Source organism: Pilimelia terevasa (assembly GCF_014647915.1).
In the GTDB taxonomy this organism is placed as follows: domain Bacteria; phylum Actinomycetota; class Actinomycetes; order Mycobacteriales; family Micromonosporaceae; genus Pilimelia; species Pilimelia terevasa.
In genome coordinates this window covers 37950-58022 of record NZ_BMQC01000002.1, presented here as the reverse complement: position 1 = coordinate 58022, position 20073 = coordinate 37950, and the positions used below count along the sequence as shown (strand labels likewise).

The window sequence follows — 20073 nt, the reverse complement described above, 5'->3', positions numbered from 1 at the left end:
AGCTCGGACACCCGATCGACGTGGACGGCCGCGTCGCTCACTTCTTCGCGCCGGACGTTAGTCCGCTGCGGAACTCGACCACGTCGCCGTCGCGCATCGTGTAATCCTTGCCCTCCATGCGGACCTTGCCCGCCGCCTTGGCCGCCGCCATCGACCCTGCCGCCACCAGGTCGTCGTACGACACGATCTCCGCCTTGATGAACCCGCGCTGGAAGTCGGAGTGGATCACTCCGGCCGCCTCGGGGGCGGTCGCGCCGACCGGTACCGTCCACGCGCGGGCCTCCTTCGGCCCGGCCGTCAGGTAGGTCTGGAGGCCCAGGGTGCCGAAGCCGACGCGGATGAGCTGGTGGAGCCCGGGCTCGCTCTGGCCGATCGACTCCAGCAGCTCCCGCGCCTCGGCGTCGGGGAGGTCGATGAGTTCGGACTCGACCTTGGCGTCCATGAAGACCGCCTCCGCGGGGGCCACGAGGGCGCGCAGTTCGTCCAGGAAGGCGGCGTTGCCCAGTTCGTCCTCGTCGACGTTGAAGACGTACAGGAACGGCTTGGTGGTCAGCAGGTGCAGCTCGCGCAGCGCCTCGACGTCGATGCCCGCCTCGGCCGCCCCGGCGTACAGGGTGCGGCCGGAGTCCAGGAGCGCGGCGGCGGCCTCGGCGGCGGCGACCACGGCCGCCCGGTCCTTGCGGAGCTTGGCCTCCTTCTGGAGGCGGGGCAGGGCCTTCTCGACGGTCTGGAGGTCGGCGAGGATCAGCTCCGTGTTGATCGTCTCGATGTCGTCGGCGGGCGAGACCTTGCCGTCGACGTGGACGACGTTGGGGTCGGAGAAGGCGCGGACCACCTGGCAGATCGCGCTGGCGTCGCGGATGTTGGCCAGGAACGCGTTGCCGCGGCCCTGCCCCTGCGAGGCGCCGCGCACCAGGCCGGCGATGTCGACGAACGACACCGGGGCGGGCACGATCTTCTCGGAGCCGAAGATCTCGGCGAGCCGGTCCAGTCGCGCGTCGGGCAGGCCGACGACGCCGACGTTGGGCTCGATGGTGGCGAACGGGTAGTTCGCCGCGAGCACGTCGTTGCGGGTCAGCGCGTTGAACAGCGTGCTCTTGCCGACGTTGGGCAGGCCGACGATACCGATGGTGAGGCTCACGTCGGACGAGCTTACGGGGCCGCGCCGACCTGGGCCGGGCCGACCCGGCGCGCGGCCGGGTGGCGGCGCCGCGCGAGATGCCAGGCGAGGTACAGCAGCCAGGCGACCGCGGCGCCCAGCGCGGCGCGCTCGCACAGCCCCGTGACCGTCGCCCGGCCGACGGCCAGCAGGCACACCGCCACCGCCGCGAACAGCGGCACAGCGACCGCGGCGGCGGCGGCCGTGCGGCGGCGGAGCGCGGCGTCGGCGGCCTGCCGGGCCAGGACGAGCATGGCGAGCGCGATGGCGGCGCAGGCGGCGATGCTGGCGCCCGCGTGGACGAGGTCGGCGGCGGTGGTGCGCTCGTACGGCGGCAGGGGGCAGCGCGCGCTGCACGCCACCGCGCCGGAGACGGCGGCGAGGGGGGCGGCCAGGGCGAGGGCGGCCGGCGCGGCCCGGCCCGCGGTGCCGGGGCCGGCGACGGCGGCGCGGTGCAGGGCGTAGGCGAGCCCGGCGATGCCGAGGGCGGCGGCCAGCAGGCCGTGCCGGTACAGCGCCGGGGCCGGGGCGAGCGCGGTGCCGGCCTCGCTGACGAAGGCGGGCAGCCCGGCCGACAGGTCGGCGACGACCATGCCGAGCAGGCCCGCCGCGAGCAGGAGACCGCCGACGCCGGCCGCCAGGCGCATCGCTGACCTCCCCCGGGTGCGGGCCGCGTGGTTGGGGGCACAGCAGCGCGCCGCCCGTGCACCCCGCCGGTCGAGCCTAGCCGCGGGCGCCGCGCACGGTCACGTCCGAATCCCGCGAGCCACCGGGGGGCCGGGCCGGGCAGTATCGGTGTCGTGGAGTTGGATTTCGCCCGCTGCTACCGGGCCGTCGACAGCCGGGACCCCCGGTTCGACGGCTGGTTCTACACGGCCGTGACCTCGACCCGGATCTACTGCCGGCCGTCCTGCCCGGCGACGACGCCGCAGGAGCGCAACGTGCGCTTCTACCCCTCGGCCGCGGCGGCCCAGCGGGCCGGCTTCCGCGCCTGCCGGCGCTGCCGCCCGGACGCCGCGCCCGGCTCGCCCGAGTGGGACGGGCGGGCCGACACGGTGGGGCGGGCGATGCGGCTGATCGGGGACGGCCTGGTCGACCGCGAGGGCGTGCCGGGGCTCGCCGCCCGGCTCGGCTACACGACCCGGCACCTGCACCGGCTGCTCACCGAGGAGCTGGGCGCGGGGCCGCTGGCGCTGGCCCGGTCCCAGCGGGCGCAGACGGCCCGCACGCTGATCGAGTCCACGGACCTGGGACTCGCCGAGATCGCGTTCGCGGCCGGGTTCGGCAGTGTGCGGCAGTTCAACGAGACGGTCGCGGCGGTGTACGCGGCCACGCCCTCGGCGCTGCGGGAGGCGGCCCGGCGGCGGGCGGCGGTACCGGCGCCGGGGACGCTCACCCTCCGCCTGGCCCACCGCGCCCCGCTGCACGCCGACGCGCTGCTGGCCTACCTCGGCGCGCGGGCGGTCCCGGGCGTGGAGCAGGTGACACCGGGCACGTACCGGCGCGCGCTGGCCCTGCCGCACGGGCCGGCCGAGGTGAGCCTGACGCCCGGCGAGGGCCACGTCGGCGCGACGCTGCGCCTGGCCGACGTCCGCGACCTCGCGCCGGCCGTGGCGCGCTGCCGGCGGCTGTGCGACCTGGACGCCGACCCGGTGGCGGTCGACCACGTGCTGGCCGCCGACCCGGCGCTCGCCGCCGCGGTCGCCGCGGCCCCCGGGGTGCGGGTTCCCCGGGCGGCGGACGGGTTCGAGCTGGCGGTCCGGGCCATCGTCGGCCAGCAGGTCGCCGTGTCCGCGGCCCGGGCGGTCCTGGCCCGGATCGTCGCGGCGGCGGCCGGCACCCCCCGCGCCGAGCCGGCCGGTGCGGAGCCGGCGGGCACGGACCCGGCAGGTGCGAAGCCGGCAGGCACAGAGCCGGCAGGCACGGAGCCGGCGGACGCGGGGCCGGCAGGTGCGGCGGCGCTGGCGGCGTTCCCGGCCGCGGCGCAGGTGGCCGGCCTGCCCGACGCCGCCCTGCGGATGCCGGCGGCGCGGCGGGCGGGCGTCCGGGCACTGGCCGCCGCCGTCGCCGAGGGCCGCCTGCGCCTGGACCCCGGCGCCGACCGGGACGAGGTGCGCGCCGGCCTGCTGGCCCTGCCCGGCATCGGGCCGTGGACCGCCGGCTACGTGGCGCTGCGCGCGCTCGGCGACCCGGACGCCTTCCTCCCCACCGACCTGGGCGCCCGGCGCGGCGCGCGGGCGCTGGGGCTGCCCGACTCCCCCGCCGCGCTCGCCGACCGCGCCGCCGCCTGGCGGCCGTGGCGCGGCTACGCCCTGATGCACCTCTGGAGAGCCGCATGACCGACGAACGGGAGCACCCGATGACCCTCGACCTGCTGACCGTGCCGACGCCGCTCGGCCCGCTGACCGTCCTGGCCTCCGGCGGCGAGGTGCGCGCGTCGGGGTTCACCGGCGAGCCGGCGGACCTGCTGCACCTGGTCCACCCGGCGCTGCGCGGCGCGCTGCGCCCGTGCGGCGACGCCGGCGCGGTCGGCGCGGAGGTGGCCGCGTACTTCGACGGCGACCTGGCCGCGCTCGACCGGGTACGGGTCCGGCAGCGCGCGGGCGGCGACTTCATGGCGCGCGCGTGGGACGTGATGCGCGACATCCGGGCCGGGGAGCCGGAGAGCTACACCGCCTTCGCGGCGCGGGCCGGGCGCCCGGCGGCCGTGCGGGCGGCGGCGGCTGCCTGCGCCCGCAACGCGGCCGCCCTTTTCGTCCCTTGTCACCGGGTACTGCGCAGCGACGGCTCCCTCGGCGGCTACCGCTGGGGTACATCAGTGAAAACTTGGCTACTTACCCACGAGACTGTGAACCGCTAGAGTCCGCGCAGCTCACCGGGACCGTCAGCGCGACGTCCATTCTGTGAACCGGGGGCCGGAGGCGACGGCCGGAGCGCCCCGCATCGACACGGGCGAGGTGCATCGCCGAATATATCGCTCTACCTAAATCCGAGGTGACCTCGGCGTGGACGGGCGGCGGCAGGGACGCGTCCCCACGTCGGCGGGCCACCCGGCCGGCACGGACCTGCGGGCCACCCACCCACCCATCGCGTGGCCCGCATCACCGGGCGGCGCGGGGCTCCCACGGCAGGCGCGCCGACGGGGCCCTGCGCCGCCCCCCGCGCTCTCCCCTCTGGTCGCCGGGGTACAGGTCGCCACGACGACGCGCCGCGTCACCCGCGGGCGCGGTGCCGGGTTTAATCACCCGCCCGGCGCCCCGCCCGCCCGTACCATCCCGGCATGACGGATGCGACGCCCCGGCGACCCGGCCAGCCGCCGGAGCGCCCCACGGTCGACGGCCTGGAGGAGACGTGGTCCCGCCGCTGGCGGGAGGACGGCACGTACGCCTTCGACCGCACCCGCCCGCGCGCCGAGGTGTTCAGCATCGACACCCCGCCGCCCACGGTCTCCGGCTCGCTGCACATCGGGCACGTGTACTCCTACACCCACACCGACATCGTCGCCCGCTTCCAGCGGATGCGCGGCAAGGCCGTCTTCTACCCGATGGGCTGGGACGACAACGGGCTGCCGACCGAGCGCCGCGTCCAGGCCGTGTACGGCGTCCGGTGCGACCCGTCGCTGCCCCACGACCCGGAGCTGACCGCTCCCGACGCGCCGTTCGACCCGCCGCGGGCCGTCTCCCGGCGCAACTTCGTCGACCTGTGCGGCCAGCTCACCGTCGCCGACGAGGCCGTCTTCGAGGACCTGTGGCAACGGCTCGGGCTGTCCGTGGACTGGTCGCTGTCGTACACCACCATCGGCGCGGCGGCGCGGGCCGCGGCGCAGCGGGCCTTCCTGCGGGCGGCCGGCCGGGGCGAGGCGTACACCGCCGAGGCGCCCACCCTGTGGGACGTCGGCTTCCAGACCGCGGTCGCGCAGGCCGAGTTGGAGGACCGCGAGCGCCCCGGCGCCTACCACCGGCTCAAGTTCGCCGGCCCGACCGGCCCGATCTTCGCCGACACCACCCGCCCCGAGCTGCTGCCCGCCTGCGTGGCGCTGGTCTGCCACCCCGACGACCCGCGGTACGCGCTGCTGGTCGGCGGGGTGGCGCGGACCCCGCTGTTCGACGTGGAGGTCCCGGTCCGGGCGCACCCGCTGGCCGACCCCGACAAGGGCACCGGGCTGGTGATGGTGTGCACGTTCGGCGACCTGGCCGACGTCACCTGGTGGCGGGAGCTGGACCTGGAGACCCGCGTGGTCGTCGGCCGGGACGGGCACTTCGTCGCCGAGCCGCCGCCGGGGGTGCCGGCCGCGGTGTACGCGCCGCTGGCCGGCGCCACCGTCAACCGCGCCCGCCGCGAGATCGTCAGCGCGCTGGCGGAGGCGCTGGCGCTCATCGGGGAGCCGCGGGCGCTCACCCACCCGGTGAAGTTCTACGAGAAGGGCGACCGGCCGCTGGAGATCGTGGCGAGCCGCCAGTGGTACCTGCGCAACGGCGGCCGGGACGCCGGGCTGCGCGACGCGCTGCTGGCCCGCGGGCGGGAACTGGCCTGGACGCCGGAGCACATGCGGCACCGGTACGCCCACTGGGTGCAGGGGCTGACCGGCGACTGGCTGGTCAGCCGGCAGCGCTTCTTCGGGGTGCCGATCCCGGTCTGGTACCGGCTGGGCGACGACGGCGTGCCCGAGTACGCGCGGCCGATCCTGCCGCACGAGTCGGCGCTGCCGGTCGACCCGGCCGCGGACGTGCCGCCGGGGTTCACCGCGGGCGACCGCGGCCAGCCGGGCGGGTTCGTGGCCGACCCCGACGTCCTGGACACCTGGGCGACGTCGTCGCTGACGCCGCAGATCGCGGGCGGCTGGGAGCGCGACCCCGACCTGTTCGCGCGGGTGTTCCCGATGGACCTGCGCCCCCAGGCACACGAGATCATCAGGACCTGGCTGTTCGCCACGGTCCTGCGCGCGCACGCCGAGCTGGACGTCCTGCCGTGGCGGCACGCCGTCCTCTCCGGCTGGATCCTGGACCCCGACCGCAAGAAGATGTCCAAGTCCCGGGGCAACGCGACGACGCCGGTGGACCTGCTGGAGCGGCACGGCGCCGACGCGGTGCGGTACTGGGCGGCGTGCGGGCGGCCGGGGACCGACCTGGCGTTCGACGAGGGGCAGATGAAGGTCGGCCGGCGGCTGGCCACCAAGCTGCTGCACGCCTCCCGGTTCGTGCTCGGGCTCGGGGCCGCCGACGCCCTGCGCCGCCCGGCGACCGCCCCGCTGGACCGGGGGATGCTCGCCGCGCTGGCCGCCGCCGTGGACGCGGCGACGACGGCGCTGGCGCGGTACGACCACACGGGCGGGCTGACGGCCGCCGAGCAGTTCTTCTGGACCTTCTGCGACGACTACATCGAACTGGTCAAGGACCGCGCGTACGGGCCGGCCGGCGACCCGGGCGCCGAGTCGGCGCGGGCGGCGCTGGCCAACGCGCTGTCGGTGCTGCTGCGGCTGTTCGCGCCGTACCTGCCGTACGTGACCGAGGAGGTCTGGTCCTGGTGGCGCGGCGGCTCGGTGCACACCGCGCCGTGGCCGACGACGCACGAGGTGGCCCGGTTCGGCGGCACCGGGGACACGGCGGTCTTCGACACGGTGCGCGAGGCGCTGGGCCAGGTGCGCCGGGCCAAGTCGCAGCGGCAGCTCTCGATGAAGGCGGCGGTCCCGGTCGCCGAGGCGCTCGGCCCGGACGCCGCGCTGGCGGTCCTGGCCAGCGCGCTGGACGACCTGCGCGCGGCCGGCCGGATCGGCACGCTGGAGCTGCGCCCGGGCCGCACCGACGACCTGGTGATCGCCTGCGGCCTCTGACCGCCCGACCGCGGGGACGGCCGGCGGACTGTCGGGGCGGGGTGGCACAGTGTCGGCATGACCTTCGCGGCCGTGTCATGACCTTCGCAACCGTGCTGGTGGTCCTCGTCTGCCTGGGGGTGGGGGCGGCCCTGGGCTGGTTCGCGGCGCGGGCCCGCGGCGCCACGCGGCTCGCCGAGCTGACCGCCACCGTCGCCGTCCGCGAGCAGGGCGAGGCGCGCCTGGAGCAGTCGCTGCGCGCGCTGTCCTACGAGGCCACCCACCAGTCGCAGGAGGCCGTCGCCCGGGCGGTCGCGCCGCTGCACGAGACCCTGCTGCGGTACGAGCAGCGGGTGGCCGACCTGGAGCGCGCCCGCGTCGGCTCCTATGCGGAGCTGCGGACCCAGATCGAGGCCATGGCGACCGTCTCCGGGGAGCTGCGTACCGAAACCCGGCAGCTCGTGGCCGCGCTGCGCGCCCCGCAGGTCCGCGGGCGCTGGGGCGAGCACCAGCTCCGCCGCGTCGTCGAGGCCGCCGGCCTGCTGGAGCACTGCGACTTCACCGAACAGGCCCACACCGTCACCGACGACGGCGCCGTGCGGCCCGACCTCGTCGTGCGCCTGCACGGCGGCCGGTCGGTGGTGGTCGACGCCAAGGCGCCGTTCGACGGCTACCTGACGGCGATGGAGGCCCGCGACGAGCAGACCCGCAGCCGGCACCTGGACGCCCACGCCCGCCAACTGCGCGCCCACGTCGACGCGCTCGCGGCGAAGTCGTACTGGGCGGCGTTCAGCCCGGCGCCGGAGTTCGTGGTGCTGTTCGTGCCGGCCGACACCTTCCTGGACGTGGCCCTCCAGCGGGACGCCACGCTGATGGAGCACGCGTTCGCCCGCGACGTCGTGCTCGCCACCCCCGCCACGCTGGTGGCGCTGCTGCGCACGGTCGCGTACTCGTGGCGGCAGGACGCCCTGGCCCGCAACGCCCAGCAGGTGCACGCGCTGGCCCGGGAGCTGTACGGGCGGCTGTCCACCCTGGGCGAGCACGTCGGCAAGCTCGGCGGCGCGCTGGGCGGCGCGGTGACCGCGTACAACCGGGCGGTGGGCTCGCTGGAGTCGCGGGTCCTGGTCAGCGCCCGCCGGCTCGCCGACCTCGGGGTCAGCGCCGATCCGCTGCCCGCCCCCGCGCAGGTGGAGCTGGCGCCGCGCCAGCCGCAGGCGCAGGAGCTGAGCGGGCTGCGCCCGTAGTCCGGCCGCGGACGTTCCGCCGGGGTTCCCCCGGCCGTGGGCCGCTGTTGGGTTGCGCCTGCTGGGGTGGCAGGTGACCGCGCGCCCGACGGAAGGTACCGCCATGACCTCACCTGCCTTCTCCCCGCTGTCCCGCCGCCACCTGCTGCGGGCCGGCGCCGCCGGGGGCCTGGGCATCGCCCTCGCCGGCAACCTGGAGATCCTCGCCGGCCCCGCCCACGCCCTGGGCGCCGCCCGCCCGCCGACCGGCTACGGCCCGCTGGTCGCCGACCCCGCCGGGGTGCTGGCGCTGCCCCAGGGCTTCGCGTACCGGGTGGTGGCGAAGACCGGCGTGACCACCCTGGACAGCGGCCACCCGTGCCCCGACGACCCCGACGGCATCGGCTGCTTCCCGGCCCGGGGACGCGGGCGCGGCCACGGGGGCTCGGTGCTGGTCACCAACCACGAGGTCGGCGGCAGCGAGCCGCACGGCGTGCCGCCGCTGCCCGGCCTCACCTACGACCCGGGCGCGCGCGGCGGCACCACCACCGTCGAGGTCGACGCGGCCGGCGCGCGGCAGCGGCACTACGTCAGCCTCGCCGGTACGCACAACAACTGCGCGGGCGGTGTCACGCCGTGGGGCACGTGGCTGACCTGCGAGGAGACCGAGCAGAAGAAGGGCGGCCAGTTCACCCGGGACCACGGGTACGTGTTCGAGGTGGACCCCTACGACATGGCCGCCAACGCCGACCCGGTGCCGCTGACGTTCCTCGGCCGCTACGCCCACGAGGCGGTCGTGGTCAACCCGCACAACCACGAGATCTACCTGACCGAGGACGCGGGCGCCCCGCACGGCCTGTACTACCGCTGGGTGCCGCCCCGGCACTTCACGGGCGGCCGGGGCGCGCTGCGCGCGCTGGCGCTCTCCCCCGGCGGCGACACCGCCGGCAGGCTCCAGGCGATGCGGTGCACCCGCGACGGGGTCCCCGTCGCGGACCTGGCCGAGGCCACCGAGCCGGGCACCCGGTACGAGGTGACCTGGGTGGACGTCGCCGACCGGGACGCCCGCCAGACCTCGGTCCGCAGGCAGTTCGCCGCCGGTGCCGTGACCCACAGCAACAAGCTGGAGGGCCAGTGGTGGGGCGGGCACGGCGCCTACCTCGTCGCCAGCTTCGCCCGGACCGCCGACGGCAGCCCGCGGGCGCACGACGGCCAGGTGTGGCACTACGACCCGCGGCGGGAGACGCTCACGCTGACCACGATCTTCGGCGTGAACACGGAGCCGGGTACCGACGGCGCCAACTACGACGGCCCGGACAACATCACGGTCTCGCCGTACGGCGGCCTGATCCTCGCCGAGGACGGCAACGGGGTCTCGCACCTGGTCGGCGTGACCGAGTCCGGCCGGACGTACCCGATGGCCCGCAACGACCTCAACGACAGCGAGTTCTGCGGGCCGACGTTCTCCGCCGACGGGTCCGTGCTGTTCGCGAACATCCAGGTGCCGGGCCACCTCCTGGCGATCACCGGCCCCTGGCACCGCACGCGCTGACCGCCGCCGGTCGCGCGTGACCCGGCGGTCCGGCGGGAGGGCAGCCGGCGGGCCGCCGGGGCGGCGCTCAGCCGGCCGAGCGGGCCGCGGCCGCCTCCGCGGCCGCCTTCATGTCGCGGCGCAGCTCCGGCGGCAGCGCGAACGTGAGGTGCTCCTGCGCGGTGTCGACCGCGGTGACGTCGGTGAAGCCCCGCGCCGCCAGGAAGGCCAGGACGTCCTGCACCAGCTCCTCGGGCACGCTCGCCCCGGAGGTCAGGCCGACCGTGCTCGCGCCGGCCAGCCACGCCTCGTCGATCTCGCGGGCGAAGTCGATCAGGTACGAGGCGCGGGCGCCGTGGTCGAGCGCCACCTCGGTGAGCCGGACCGAGTTCGAGGAGTTGCGCGAGCCGACCACCAGGACGACGTCGCACTCCGGGGCGATCTCTTTCACGGCCACCTGGCGGTTCTGCGTGGCGTAGCAGATGTCGTCGCTGGGCGGGGACTCCAGCAGCGGCAGCCGGCGCTTGAGCCGCTCGACCGTGGCCATGGTCTCGTCGACCGACAGCGTGGTCTGGGACAGCCAGACGACCTTGGCCGGGTCGCGGACCGTCACCGCGTCCACGTCGTCGGGGCCGTCCACGAGCTGGATGTGCCGGGGCGCCTCACCGGCGGTGCCGACGACCTCCTCGTGGCCCTCGTGGCCGATGAGCAGGATGTCGTAGTCGGCGGCGGCGTACCGCTTCGCCTCCTGGTGGACCTTGGTGACCAGCGGGCAGGTGGCGTCGATCGCCTTCAGCGACCGGGCCCGCGCCTGCGCGTGCACCTCGGGCGCGACCCCGTGCGCCGAGAAGATCACCGTGGCGCCCTCGGGCACCTCGTCGTTCTCCTCCACGAAGATCGCGCCGCGCTCCTCCAGCGTGGTGACGACGTGCTTGTTGTGCACGATCTCCTTGCGGACGTAGACCGGCGCCCCGTAGAGGGTCAGGGCCTCCTCGACGGTCTGCACCGCCCGGTCCACACCCGCGCAGTACCCGCGCGGCTGCGCCAACAACACCCGCTTACCCTGGCCAGCACTCACGCCCCCATGGTACGCACCCCGGCCACCCGCGCCCGCGTCCGTTTCCTCCCGCGCCGCCCGGACCACCCGGTCCCGGCGGGCGCCGGGCGCCGCGGCGGCCGCGGCTAGGGTGGCCGGATGGAGGCGTCGCGCAGTACGTCCGAGGAGCCGTGGCCGGTCCGGGTCGTCAGCCAGAAGATCGGCGCCTGGGTCGCCCGGCTGGGGTGGGTGTGGGTCGAGGGGCAGGTGGCGCAGCTCAGCCGCCGGCCCGGTACGCAGACCGTCTTCCTGACCCTGCGGGACCCGGCGGCCGACCTCAGCCTGACCGTCACCAGCCACCGCGACGTCCTGGACCGGGGCGCGCCCGGGCTGGCCGAGGGCGCGCGGGTGGTGGCCCGGGCCAGGCCGGAGTTCTACCCCGCCCGGGGGACCCTCAACCTGCGCGCCGACGAGATCCGCCAGGTCGGCATCGGCGAGCTGCTGGCGCGCATCGAGAAGCTGAAGCGGCTCCTGGCCGCCGAGGGGCTGTTCGCCCGCGAGCGCAAGCGGCGGCTGCCGTTCCTGCCCGCCCGGGTCGGGCTGATCACGGGCCGGGCCAGCGCCGCCGAGCGCGACGTGCTCACCAACGCCGCCCGGCGCTGGCCGGCGGTGGAGTTCCGCACGGTGAACGTTGCCGTCCAGGGCGCGGGCGCCGCGCAGCAGATCGTGGACGCCCTCGCGGTGCTGGACGCCGACGCCAGCGTCGAGGTGATCGTCATCGCCCGCGGCGGCGGCTCCACCGAGGATCTGCTGCCGTTTTCCGACGAGGGGCTGTGCCGGGCCGTCTTCGCCTGCGGTACGCCGGTGGTCAGCGCCGTCGGGCACGAGAGCGACACGCCGCTGCTGGACTACGTGGCCGACGTGCGGGCGTCCACGCCGACGGACGCGGCCAAGCGGGTCGTCCCCGACCTGGCCGAGGAGCGGCGCGGGCTGGAGCAGGCGCGGCACCGGCTCGACCGCGCCGCCGACCACCTGCTGGACCGGGAGTACCAGCGGCTCGCGGCCGTGCGGTCCCGGCCGGTGCTGGCCCGGCCCGAGCAGTGGTACGACCGGCACGGGGCCGAGGTGGCGGCACTGCGCGACCGGGCGGCGCGGGTCCTGGACCACCGGGTGCACCGGGCGGCGGACGGGCTGACCCACACCGCGGCGCGGCTGCGCGCGCTGTCGCCGCACGCCACGCTGTCGCGCGGGTACGCGATCGTGCAGCACGCCGACGGCCGGATCGTCCGGGCGGCGGCCGACGTCGCCCCCGGCGACGCGCTGCGGCTGCGGCTGGCCGACGGCACCGTCGGTGCGACCGTCGCCGACGGCGGTGCCGCGTAGGGTGCCGGGGATGAGCGAGTTGACGTACGAGCAGGCCCGCGCGGAGCTGGCCCAGGTGGTCGAGCGCCTGGAGTCCGGGGCCGGCACGCTGGAGGAGTCGCTGGCGCTGTGGGAGCGGGGCGAGGAGCTGGCGGCGGTCTGCCAGGGGTGGCTCGACGGCGCCCGCGCCCGCCTCGCCGCCGCGCGCGAACGGCGTCCGGCCGGGGACTGACGCCGCACGGGCCGCGGCGGGCTCAGGCGAGGGAGAAGGACCGCTTCGACAGGCCCCACATGTAGCCCTCGATCTGGGTGGTGGCCGCGGCGGCCGGGTCGGCGGCGGCGCCGAGGGTCACGAACAGCGGGAGGAAGTGCTCGACGGTCGGGTGGGCGTAGGGCATCCCGGGCGCCCGGTCGGCGTACGCGGCCAGCTCGTCGACCGCGCCGCGGGCCAGCGCGTCGGCGGCCCAGGCGTCGAACTCCGCCGACCAGCCGGGTGCCTCGTTGCGGGTCACCATCGCCGAAGTGACGAACGGCAGCCCGTGGGTGAGGAAGCCCGACCCGATCACCAGTACCCCCTCCTCGCGCAGCGGCCGGAGCCGGGCGCCGAGCGCCAGCAGCGCGCCGGGGTCGGCGGTGGGCAGGCTGAGCTGGAGGGTCGGGACGTCGGCGTGCGGGTACATCACCTTCAACGGCACCCACGCGCCGTGGTCGAGTCCGCGGCTGCGGTGTTCGTGCAGGTCGGTGCCGTCGGGCACGAGGGCGGCGACCCGGGCGGCGAGGTCGTGGGCGTCCGGGGTGTCGTAGCGCATGGTGAAGAAGCGGCGGGCGAACCCGCCGAAGTCGTACACGGGGGTGGGCGCCGCGGCGGCGCTGGACAGGCTCAGCGGCGCGTGCTCCCAGTGCGCGGAGACGATGAGGATCGCCCTCGGCTTGGGCATCCGCAGCGCCCAGTCGCCGAGTTCGCGCAGGAACACGGCGTCGTCGAACAGGGGCGGGGCGCCGTGGCTGAGGTAGATCGAGGGCAGCGGGCCGTCGGCGGGGGTCCAGCGGGGCTGGGCGGCGCTGGCGGGGCCGGCCGCGCGCAGGAACGCGTCGTACGCGGCGCCGGGCTGGTGGACGGTAACCATGGCGATCGCCTCCGGTGGTTGCGCGTGCCACCACCGTACCGCAGTTAATTTGCTACGTCAATTATTGACATGAGGATTAAATCTCGGTCAGCGACCCGGCCAGTACGGCCGCGTCGGGCGCCGCGACCGGGCCGAGGACCAGCAGGGTCCGCGCCGGGGTCAGCAGGACCAGCGCCTCCTCCCCAGGGCGCCCGGGGTACCGCTGCCACGGGCGGCCGGCCACCGGCACGACACCCGCCGGCCGGCTCGCGCCCAGCTCCGCGCCGAGCAGCTCGGCGACCGGCCGGTCGCTCTCCACGAGCTGCAGGCCGGTGCCGGACGCGGCCACGTACCCGATCCGCAGCGCCCCCCAGTCCTGCCCGCGGGTGTACGTGGCGCTGGCCGCCCGCCAGCCGGCCGGGAGCACGGCCGGCGGCGCGGGCGGGAAGTCCCCGGCCCGGCGCGCCTGGTCGACCACCGCCGCGGCGTCGACCGCGACCGGCGCGTCGCCGTCCTGGAACACCCGGTAGACCACCGCGAACAGCAGGATCGGGACCAGCAGGACGACCAGCGAGAGCACCATGTCCCGCGGCCGGCGGCCGGCGGGGCGCACGGGCACCGCCGCGGCGGCCGGCGGGACCGGGGAGGCGGCGGCCGGCGGCGGATCCGCGGGCGGCGGCGGGGCGGGTACGGACGACACGGCACCATCCTCACCGATCGGCGACCCGCCGGGGCCACCGGGGCGCCCACCTGGCAGGATTTGACCTCCGGTCGGACCCGCCGGAGCGCCACGGCCCGCGCCCCGCGCGCGTCGGGCGACGGCCGGTCCGTGGCCCCGCCGCACGCGAGGAGGAGCGCCCCATGACGAGCCGCACACCCCAGGACCTCGACCGCAACCTGGCCCTGGACCTGGTCCGGGTCACCGAGGCCGCCGCCATGGCCGCCGGCCGCTGGGTCGGCCGCGGCGACAAGGAGGGCGGGGACGGCGCCGCGGTCGACGCGATGCGCAAGCTGATCAACGCGATCCAGATGACCGGGGTCGTGGTGATCGGCGAGGGCGAGAAGGACAACGCGCCGATGCTGTACAACGGCGAGCGCGTCGGCGACGGCACCGGCCCCGAGGTCGACGTCGCGGTCGACCCGGTCGACGGCACCACGCTGATGAGCAAGGGGATGCCCAACGCCCTGGCCGTCCTCGCCGTGGCCGAGCGCGGCGCCATGTACGACCCCAGCGCCGTCTTCTACATGGAGAAGCTGGCCGTCGGCCCCGACTGCGCCGACGTCATCGACCTGGACGCCGGCATCCGGGAGAACATCCGCCGCGTGGCCAAGGTGAAGAACACCAGCGTCTCCGACGTGACCGTCTGCATCCTGGACCGGTCCCGGCACAGCGAGATCGTCAAGGAGGTCCGCGACGCCGGGGCGCGGATCCGGTTCATCAGCGACGGCGACATCGCCGGGGCGATCAGCGCGGCCCGCGAGGCCTCCGAGGTGGACATGCTCGTCGGCATCGGCGGCACGCCCGAGGGCATCGTGGCGGCCGTGGCCCTCAAGTGCATGGGCGGGGCGATCCAGGCCCGGCTGTGGCCGCGCGACGCGCAGGAGCGGGAGAAGGCCCTGGCCGCCGGCCACGACCTGACCCGCGTACTGGCCACCGACGACCTCGTGCGCGGTGACAACATGTTCTTCGTCGCCACCGGCGTCACCTCCGGCGACCTGCTCAAGGGCGTCCGGTACCGCTCCGGCGGCGCGTACACCCAGTCGATCGTGATGCGCTCCAAGAGCGGGACGATCCGGGTCATCGACTCGTACCACCGCCTGGAGAAGCTGAGCATGTACTCCGCAGTCGACTTCGACGGGCGGCCCACCGCCTGACCGCCTCGGCCCGCCGACTGCGCCGACTGCGCCTGCTGGGGCTGGCCCTGGCGGCCCTGTCCGGCGTGGGCTCGGCCGCGCAGACCCGGATCAACGGCGAGCTGGCCGTCCGGCTCGGCGACGGCGTCGCCGCGGCGGCCACCAGCTTCGGCGTCGGGCTGGTGCTCGTCGCCGCGGCCTGCGCGGCGCTGCCGGCCGGCCGCCGCGGCGTCCGGCGCCTGGCCGGCGCGGTCGGGCCGCCGCCGGGCACGCCCCGGCCGCCGGGCGGGCCGCGGCCGCTGCGCTGGTGGGAGTGCCTGGGCGGGCTCGGGGGCGCGGCGTTCGTGGCCAGCCAGAGCCTCACGGCCGCGGCGCTCGGCGTGGCGATCTTCACCGTCTCCATCGTGGCCGGCCAGGCGATCAGCGGTCTGGCCGCCGACCGCCTCGGCCTCGGCCCGCGGGGCCGGCAGGCGGTCACCGGCTTCCGGCTGTGCGGCGCGGCCCTCACGGTGCTCGCCGTGGCGGTGGCCGCCGGGCGGCCGCCGGGCGGGGCGCCGGTGTGGCTGGCCCTGGTGCCGGCGGTGGCCGGCCTCGGCGTGGGGGTCCAGGCGGCGGTCAACGGACGGGTCCGCGAGGCGGCCGGCGGCGCGCTGCCGGCGACGCTGCTGAACTTCGCCGTCGGTACGGCTGCACTGCTCGTGGTCCTCGGCGCCGACGTCGCGCTGCGCGGCCCGCCGCAGGACCTGCCGGCCGCCCCGTGGCTGTACCTGGGCGGGCCGCTCGGGGTCGTGTTCATCACGGTCGCGGCGGCCACCGTCCGGTACACCGGCGTGCTGCTGCTCGGGCTGGCGGTGATCGCCGGGCAGCTCACCGGCGCGCTGCTGCTGGACCTCGCCCTGCCCGGCGCCGCCGGGCCACCCGGCGCCGGCATCTACGTCGGCGTCGCCCTCGCCCTGGCCGGCGTGGCGGTGGCCGCCCGGCCGGACCGGGTCAGCCCCGGGCCGCGGCCATGATGGCCCTGCGGAAGGTCTCCACCCGGGTGTAGACGCCCGGATAGGCGGCCTGCCCGCAGCCGTTGCCCCAGCTCACGATGCCGACCTGCGCCCAGCCCGCGCCCGCGGGCCGGACCAGCGGACCACCCGAGTCGCCCTGGCACGAGTCGACGCCGCCGTCACGCACGTCGCCCGCACAGAGCATGTCGGCGCGCCGGATGGGCAGGTCGAGGGTCCGGTAGGCGCGGGCGCACGCCCCGTCGGACACCGAGGGCACCCAGGCGCCGCGCAGCCGGCGCTGGGCGCCGCCCTCCTCGCGGACCGCGCCCCAGCCGAGGACCAGCAGCTTGGTGTCCGGCGGGACCGGCCGGTCCGCGAGCCGCAGCGGGGCCAGCGGCAGCCGCCGGTCCAGGGTGAGCACGGCCCAGTCGCTGCCGGCGAGCGCCGAGCGGAAGCCCGCCGCCAGGCGGATGTCCGCCACGCCGGCCCGCAGCCCGCCGCGGTGCCGGTCGGCGGTACCGGCCCGCACGGCCACCTCCGCCGGCCGCACCCCGCCGTCGACGCAGTGCGCCGCGGTCAGGACGTGCCGGGGCGAGACCAGGCTGCCGCCGCAGCCCACGGACAGCGAGACCATCCACGGGTACGCCCGCGGGACCTGCTCGCCGCCGACGACCAGCGGCGCCGGCCGGCCGGGCGCCGGGGCCGCGCCCGCCCGAGCCGGGACGGGACCGGCGAGGACGACCGCGACGGAGAGACCTGCTGCCCACTTTGTCCGCATGTGCGGATGCTAAGGGCGGCCCGGCCCCCCGATCGGCATTGCGGGCGCCGCGCGCGTCGCCCGCGCCACCTGGGCCTGCCACCACACCACCAGCGGCGGCGCGGCCAGCTCCACGGCGGCCGCGGTCACGAAGATCGGGTGCGGCAGCCCGTGCAGCGCCGCCGCCAGCAGCCGGACCAGCCCGCCGACGAAGATCGCGCCGCCGATCGCGCGCAGGACCGCCCCGGCCCGCTCGACCCGCGGGACGGTCCAGGCCAGGGTGAGGCCCACGCCGCACCAGACGGTGGCGAAGAACCGGTAGTTGCTCTCCAGGTCCGGACTGGTCGAGGGCGGCGGACCGGGCAGGACCGCCACGCCGCCGAGGACGTCGAGCAGCCCCGTCCCGACCGGCACGCAGGCCAGTACCGCCACCAGTACCTGTAGTCCGCGCCGCCCCGCCCGGTCGCCCATGGCCGGGACGGTAGCAATCCGCCCCGGGACCCCGCTGCCCCGACGCGGACAGCACATCGATACATGTCTTTACGGCGACCGTCCGCCGGACTAGCGTACGTATTCACCGTGTGCAATGTCGTCCCCCGCACACCACCCACCAGGTCACCACGCACGACCACCCCAGGAGGAACCATGCGGCTCCGTACGCTCGCCGTCGGCGGCCTTGCCGTCGCCGTCAGCGCGACCCTCACGGCGGCGACCGCCTGGGCGGACACCGCCGCCCCCGCCGCCGGGGCCGCCGCGGTCGCCGACCCGCCCGTCATCGCCGACGACGCGGGCCTGGCCCACCTCCGCAAGTTCCAGCAGATCGCCGAGGCCAACGGCGGCACCCGGGCGAACGGCCGGCCCGGCTTCAAGGCCACCGTCGACTACCTGGAGACGACCCTCAAGGCGGCCGGCTTCCAGGTCACCGTCCAGCCGTTCACCGCCAGCGGCGCGCAGAGCTGGAACGTCATCGCGGACTGGCCCTCCGGCGACGCCAACAGGATCGTGATGATCGGCGCGCACACCGACTCCGTGCCGGCCGGCCCCGGCATCAACGACGACGGCTCGGGCGTGGCCACCGTCCTGGAGAACGCGCTGACGGTCGCCCGGACCAAGGCGCAGTCCGACCAGCGGATGCGGTTCGGCTTCTGGGGCGCCGAGGAGATCGGCCTGCTCGGCTCGAAGCACTACGCCGGCAGCCTGGGCGCCGAGAAGAGCAAGATCACCGCGTACCTGAACTTCGACATGGTCGGCATGAAGAACACCAAGAAGTGGGGCATCTACAAGGAGGGCCCGGCGCTGAACGCGCACTTCAAGGAGTACTTCGACAAGAAGGGCATTCCGACCGCCACGATCGACCCGACCGGCATGTCCGACCACTCGTCGTTCGCCCGCGTCGGAATCCCGGTGACCGGCATCGGCTCGGACTCCAACCTCCAGCAGCTCGACCCCTGCTACCACAAGGCCTGCGACACCTTCACCAACGTCGACGGCAGGACGATCGGCATCGGGGCCAACGCGGCCGCCACCGTCATGTGGAAGCTGGCCGGCACGCGGACCACCGCGCGCCCCTGAGGTATTGGGTCGGCGCCCGCGACCGCGGGTGCCGACCCCGAGGTCGGCGCCCGCCGACACTCCCGGCACGACGCTCCTTCGCCCGTCCGCCACCCGACGCATCTCCCCGTGCGACGCACGAAGGGATCAGCGCCCTATGTTCGCCCCACCCACCGTTGTCGCCCTGCTGCTCGGCCTCGCCGCCACCCCCGGCACCGCGGCCGCCGCCACCCCCGCCCCGCAGCCGTACGTCGCCAACCCGAAGCCCGCGCACACCGTCCTCGGCCCCGGGGACAGCCGGACCGCGGTGCGGGTGAAGTTCGCGGAAGGCGCCCCGGTCCGGCTGCGCGACGGCCGGCTGACCGGCCCGGCCGACGCGCCGGCCGTCCGCGCCGCGCTGGCCGCCGGCACCGTCAGCCGGCTGTTCCCCCAGTCCGAACAGGAGCTGGCGGACCTGACCGCGGCGGCGCGGCGCCGCTCCGGCCGGGTCCAGGCCGACCTCGACCAGTACTACCGCGTCGCGCTGCGGCCCGGCACCGACCCCGCGGCCGTCCTCGACGCCCTCAACGCCCTGCCCGTCGTGGAGATCGCCTACCCGGAGCCGCTGCCCGCCCCGCCGCCCGGCGCCGCCGCCGCGCGGCCGGCGCGCCCCGGGACAACCGCCGCCACGCCCAACTTCGCGGACCGGCAGCGGTACGCGCTGCCCGGCGACGGCATCGACGCGGCCTTCGCCCGGACGGTGCCCGGCGGCACCGGGCGCCACGTCCGCGTGCACGACATCGAGTACGGCTGGCACGTCAACCACGAGGACCTGACGAAGCTGACCGCCCCCGGCGCGATGGTGCCGCAGGGCCGGCCGAGTTCGTCGTTCGAGTCCCACGGCACCGCCGTGATGGGCGAGCTGATCGCCAACGACAACGCCTTCGGGGTCACCGGCCTGGTCCCGGACGCCACCCCGCAGCTCACCAACGTCGGTACCACCACCGGGCACAACGTCGCCGGCGCCATCACCACCGCCGCCCGGGCCCTGCGCCCCGGCGACGTCATGCTGCTGGAGCAGCAGATGAACACCTGCGGCGGCGGGTACGGGCCGGTCGAGTGGGAGCCGGCCACCTACGACGCGATCGTGGCCGCCACCTCGGCGGGAATCGCCGTCGTCCAGGCCGCGGGCAACGGCAACCAGAACCTGGACGCGCCCTGCAACGGAAACCCGTTCCCGCGCGGCAAGCCGGACTCCGGCGCGATCATCGTCGGGGCGGGCGGGGCCGGGGCGGGGCAGAAGTGCAGCCCGCCGCGGCAGAAGCTGGGCTTCTCCACGTACGGCCGGCGCATCGACGTCCAGGCGTGGGGCGAGTGCGTGGTCACCACGGGCAGCGGCGACCTGCAGGGCGGCGCCGACACCGTCAAGTACACGGCCCGGTTCAGCGGCACGTCCAGCGCCTCGCCGATCGTCACGGGGGCCGCGGCGGCACTGTCCAGCATCGCCCGGGAGCGGGGCCGGACCCTCCGGCCGACCGAGATCCGGGACATCCTGCGCGGCACCGGCCAGGCGCAGGTCGGCACCGGCGGCCAGATCGGGCCGCTGCCCGACCTGCGGGCCGCCATCGCCCGGCTCCAGGCGATCCTCGCCGCCGAGGGCCGCTGACCCCGGTGCCCGGTGCCCGGCCACCGCGCCGGCACCGGGCACCTCGCC

18 protein-coding genes are annotated in these 20073 nt (G+C 76.3%); 11 read left to right on the top strand and 7 right to left on the bottom strand.

What is annotated here, in order from left to right:
* Window positions 1-37: 37 nt before the first annotated feature.
* Window positions 38-1141 carry a redox-regulated ATPase YchF gene (ychF, locus tag IEY75_RS03235; RefSeq protein WP_189112675.1) on the bottom strand — a complete coding sequence of 368 codons (1104 nt, stop codon included), beginning with the start codon at window positions 1139-1141 and terminating at the stop codon, window positions 38-40.
* Between the two features lie 11 nt (window positions 1142-1152).
* Window positions 1153-1806 carry a DUF998 domain-containing protein gene (locus IEY75_RS03230; protein WP_189112674.1) on the bottom strand — a complete coding sequence of 218 codons (654 nt, stop codon included), beginning with the start codon at window positions 1804-1806 and terminating at the stop codon, window positions 1153-1155.
* A gap of 153 nt (window positions 1807-1959) precedes the next feature.
* On the opposite strand from IEY75_RS03230, the gene IEY75_RS03225 reads away from it, so the two are divergent.
* The 5 genes from IEY75_RS03225 to IEY75_RS03205 all read left to right on the top strand — a co-directional run bounded on the left by IEY75_RS03225 (window position 1960) and on the right by IEY75_RS03205 (window position 9743).
* Entirely contained in the window at window positions 1960-3498 is a 1539-nt protein-coding gene (locus IEY75_RS03225; protein WP_189112673.1) for a DNA-3-methyladenine glycosylase 2 family protein, read from the top strand.
* The gene (locus IEY75_RS03220) at window positions 3495-4019 is read left to right on the top strand and encodes a methylated-DNA--[protein]-cysteine S-methyltransferase (protein ID WP_229789311.1); all 525 of its coding nucleotides are present in this window, start codon (window positions 3495-3497) and stop codon (window positions 4017-4019) included. Before IEY75_RS03225 ends, IEY75_RS03220 begins: the two co-directional genes overlap by 4 nt.
* A 420-nt stretch (window positions 4020-4439) precedes the next feature.
* Window positions 4440-6989: a valine--tRNA ligase gene (gene valS, locus IEY75_RS03215; protein ID WP_189112672.1), complete on the top strand. Its 2550-nt coding sequence runs from the start codon at window positions 4440-4442 to the stop codon at window positions 6987-6989.
* Window positions 6990-7066: 77 nt separating this feature from the next.
* Window positions 7067-8212 carry a DNA recombination protein RmuC gene (locus tag IEY75_RS03210; RefSeq protein WP_189112671.1) on the top strand — a complete coding sequence of 382 codons (1146 nt, stop codon included), beginning with the start codon at window positions 7067-7069 and terminating at the stop codon, window positions 8210-8212.
* Between the two features lie 103 nt (window positions 8213-8315).
* A complete protein-coding gene (locus tag IEY75_RS03205; protein WP_189112670.1) occupies window positions 8316-9743 on the top strand; it encodes an alkaline phosphatase PhoX in 1428 nt (475 codons plus the stop codon).
* A 67-nt stretch (window positions 9744-9810) separates the two neighbouring features.
* Here the strand turns inward: IEY75_RS03205 and IEY75_RS03200 are convergent, their stop codons facing one another.
* Window positions 9811-10800: a 4-hydroxy-3-methylbut-2-enyl diphosphate reductase gene (locus IEY75_RS03200; protein WP_189112669.1), complete on the bottom strand. Its 990-nt coding sequence runs from the start codon at window positions 10798-10800 to the stop codon at window positions 9811-9813.
* 117 nt (window positions 10801-10917) lie between these two features.
* On the opposite strand from IEY75_RS03200, the gene xseA reads away from it, so the two are divergent.
* Together xseA and IEY75_RS03190 are read left to right on the top strand one after the other, a co-directional pair.
* Window positions 10918-12141 carry an exodeoxyribonuclease VII large subunit gene (xseA, locus tag IEY75_RS03195; RefSeq protein ID WP_189112668.1) on the top strand — a complete coding sequence of 408 codons (1224 nt, stop codon included), beginning with the start codon at window positions 10918-10920 and terminating at the stop codon, window positions 12139-12141.
* A 10-nt stretch (window positions 12142-12151) separates the two neighbouring features.
* Window positions 12152-12352, top strand: coding sequence for an exodeoxyribonuclease VII small subunit (locus IEY75_RS03190; protein WP_189112667.1), 201 nt, complete (start codon window positions 12152-12154; stop codon window positions 12350-12352).
* 22 nt (window positions 12353-12374) lie between these two features.
* Here IEY75_RS03190 and IEY75_RS03185 read toward each other — a convergent pair whose 3' ends face one another.
* A complete protein-coding gene (locus IEY75_RS03185; RefSeq protein WP_189112666.1) occupies window positions 12375-13247 on the bottom strand; it encodes a dioxygenase family protein in 873 nt (290 codons plus the stop codon).
* Window positions 13248-13323: 76 nt separating this feature from the next.
* Window positions 13324-13926, bottom strand: coding sequence for a DUF4245 family protein (locus tag IEY75_RS03180; RefSeq protein WP_189112665.1), 603 nt, complete (start codon window positions 13924-13926; stop codon window positions 13324-13326).
* Between the two features lie 161 nt (window positions 13927-14087).
* Here IEY75_RS03180 and glpX point away from each other — a divergent pair, with 161 nt between their 5' ends.
* Together glpX and IEY75_RS03170 are read left to right on the top strand one after the other, a co-directional pair.
* Window positions 14088-15101, top strand: coding sequence for a class II fructose-bisphosphatase (gene glpX / locus IEY75_RS03175; protein ID WP_189112664.1), 1014 nt, complete (start codon window positions 14088-14090; stop codon window positions 15099-15101).
* Window positions 15098-16093: a DMT family transporter gene (locus IEY75_RS03170; protein ID WP_189113007.1), complete on the top strand. Its 996-nt coding sequence runs from the start codon at window positions 15098-15100 to the stop codon at window positions 16091-16093. The genes glpX and IEY75_RS03170 overlap by 4 nt, the downstream gene beginning before the upstream one ends.
* Here the strand turns inward: IEY75_RS03170 and IEY75_RS03165 are convergent.
* Window positions 16071-16850, bottom strand: a complete 780-nt coding sequence (locus tag IEY75_RS03165) for a serine protease (protein ID WP_189112663.1) — start codon at window positions 16848-16850, stop codon at window positions 16071-16073. The genes IEY75_RS03170 and IEY75_RS03165 overlap by 23 nt on opposite strands.
* Window positions 16851-16859: 9 nt before the next feature.
* A complete protein-coding gene (locus IEY75_RS03160) occupies window positions 16860-17300 on the bottom strand; it encodes a DUF4345 domain-containing protein (RefSeq protein WP_189112662.1) in 441 nt (146 codons plus the stop codon).
* A 174-nt stretch (window positions 17301-17474) separates the two neighbouring features.
* Here IEY75_RS03160 and IEY75_RS03155 point away from each other — a divergent pair, with 174 nt between their 5' ends.
* Complete coding sequence (locus IEY75_RS03155; protein ID WP_189112661.1) at window positions 17475-18401, top strand: M20/M25/M40 family metallo-hydrolase; 927 nt, start codon at window positions 17475-17477, stop codon at window positions 18399-18401.
* 136 nt (window positions 18402-18537) lie between these two features.
* On the top strand, window positions 18538-20025 hold the full coding sequence (locus IEY75_RS03150) for a S8 family serine peptidase (RefSeq protein WP_189112660.1): 1488 nt from the start codon (window positions 18538-18540) through the stop codon (window positions 20023-20025).
* Window positions 20026-20073 lie beyond the last annotated feature (48 nt).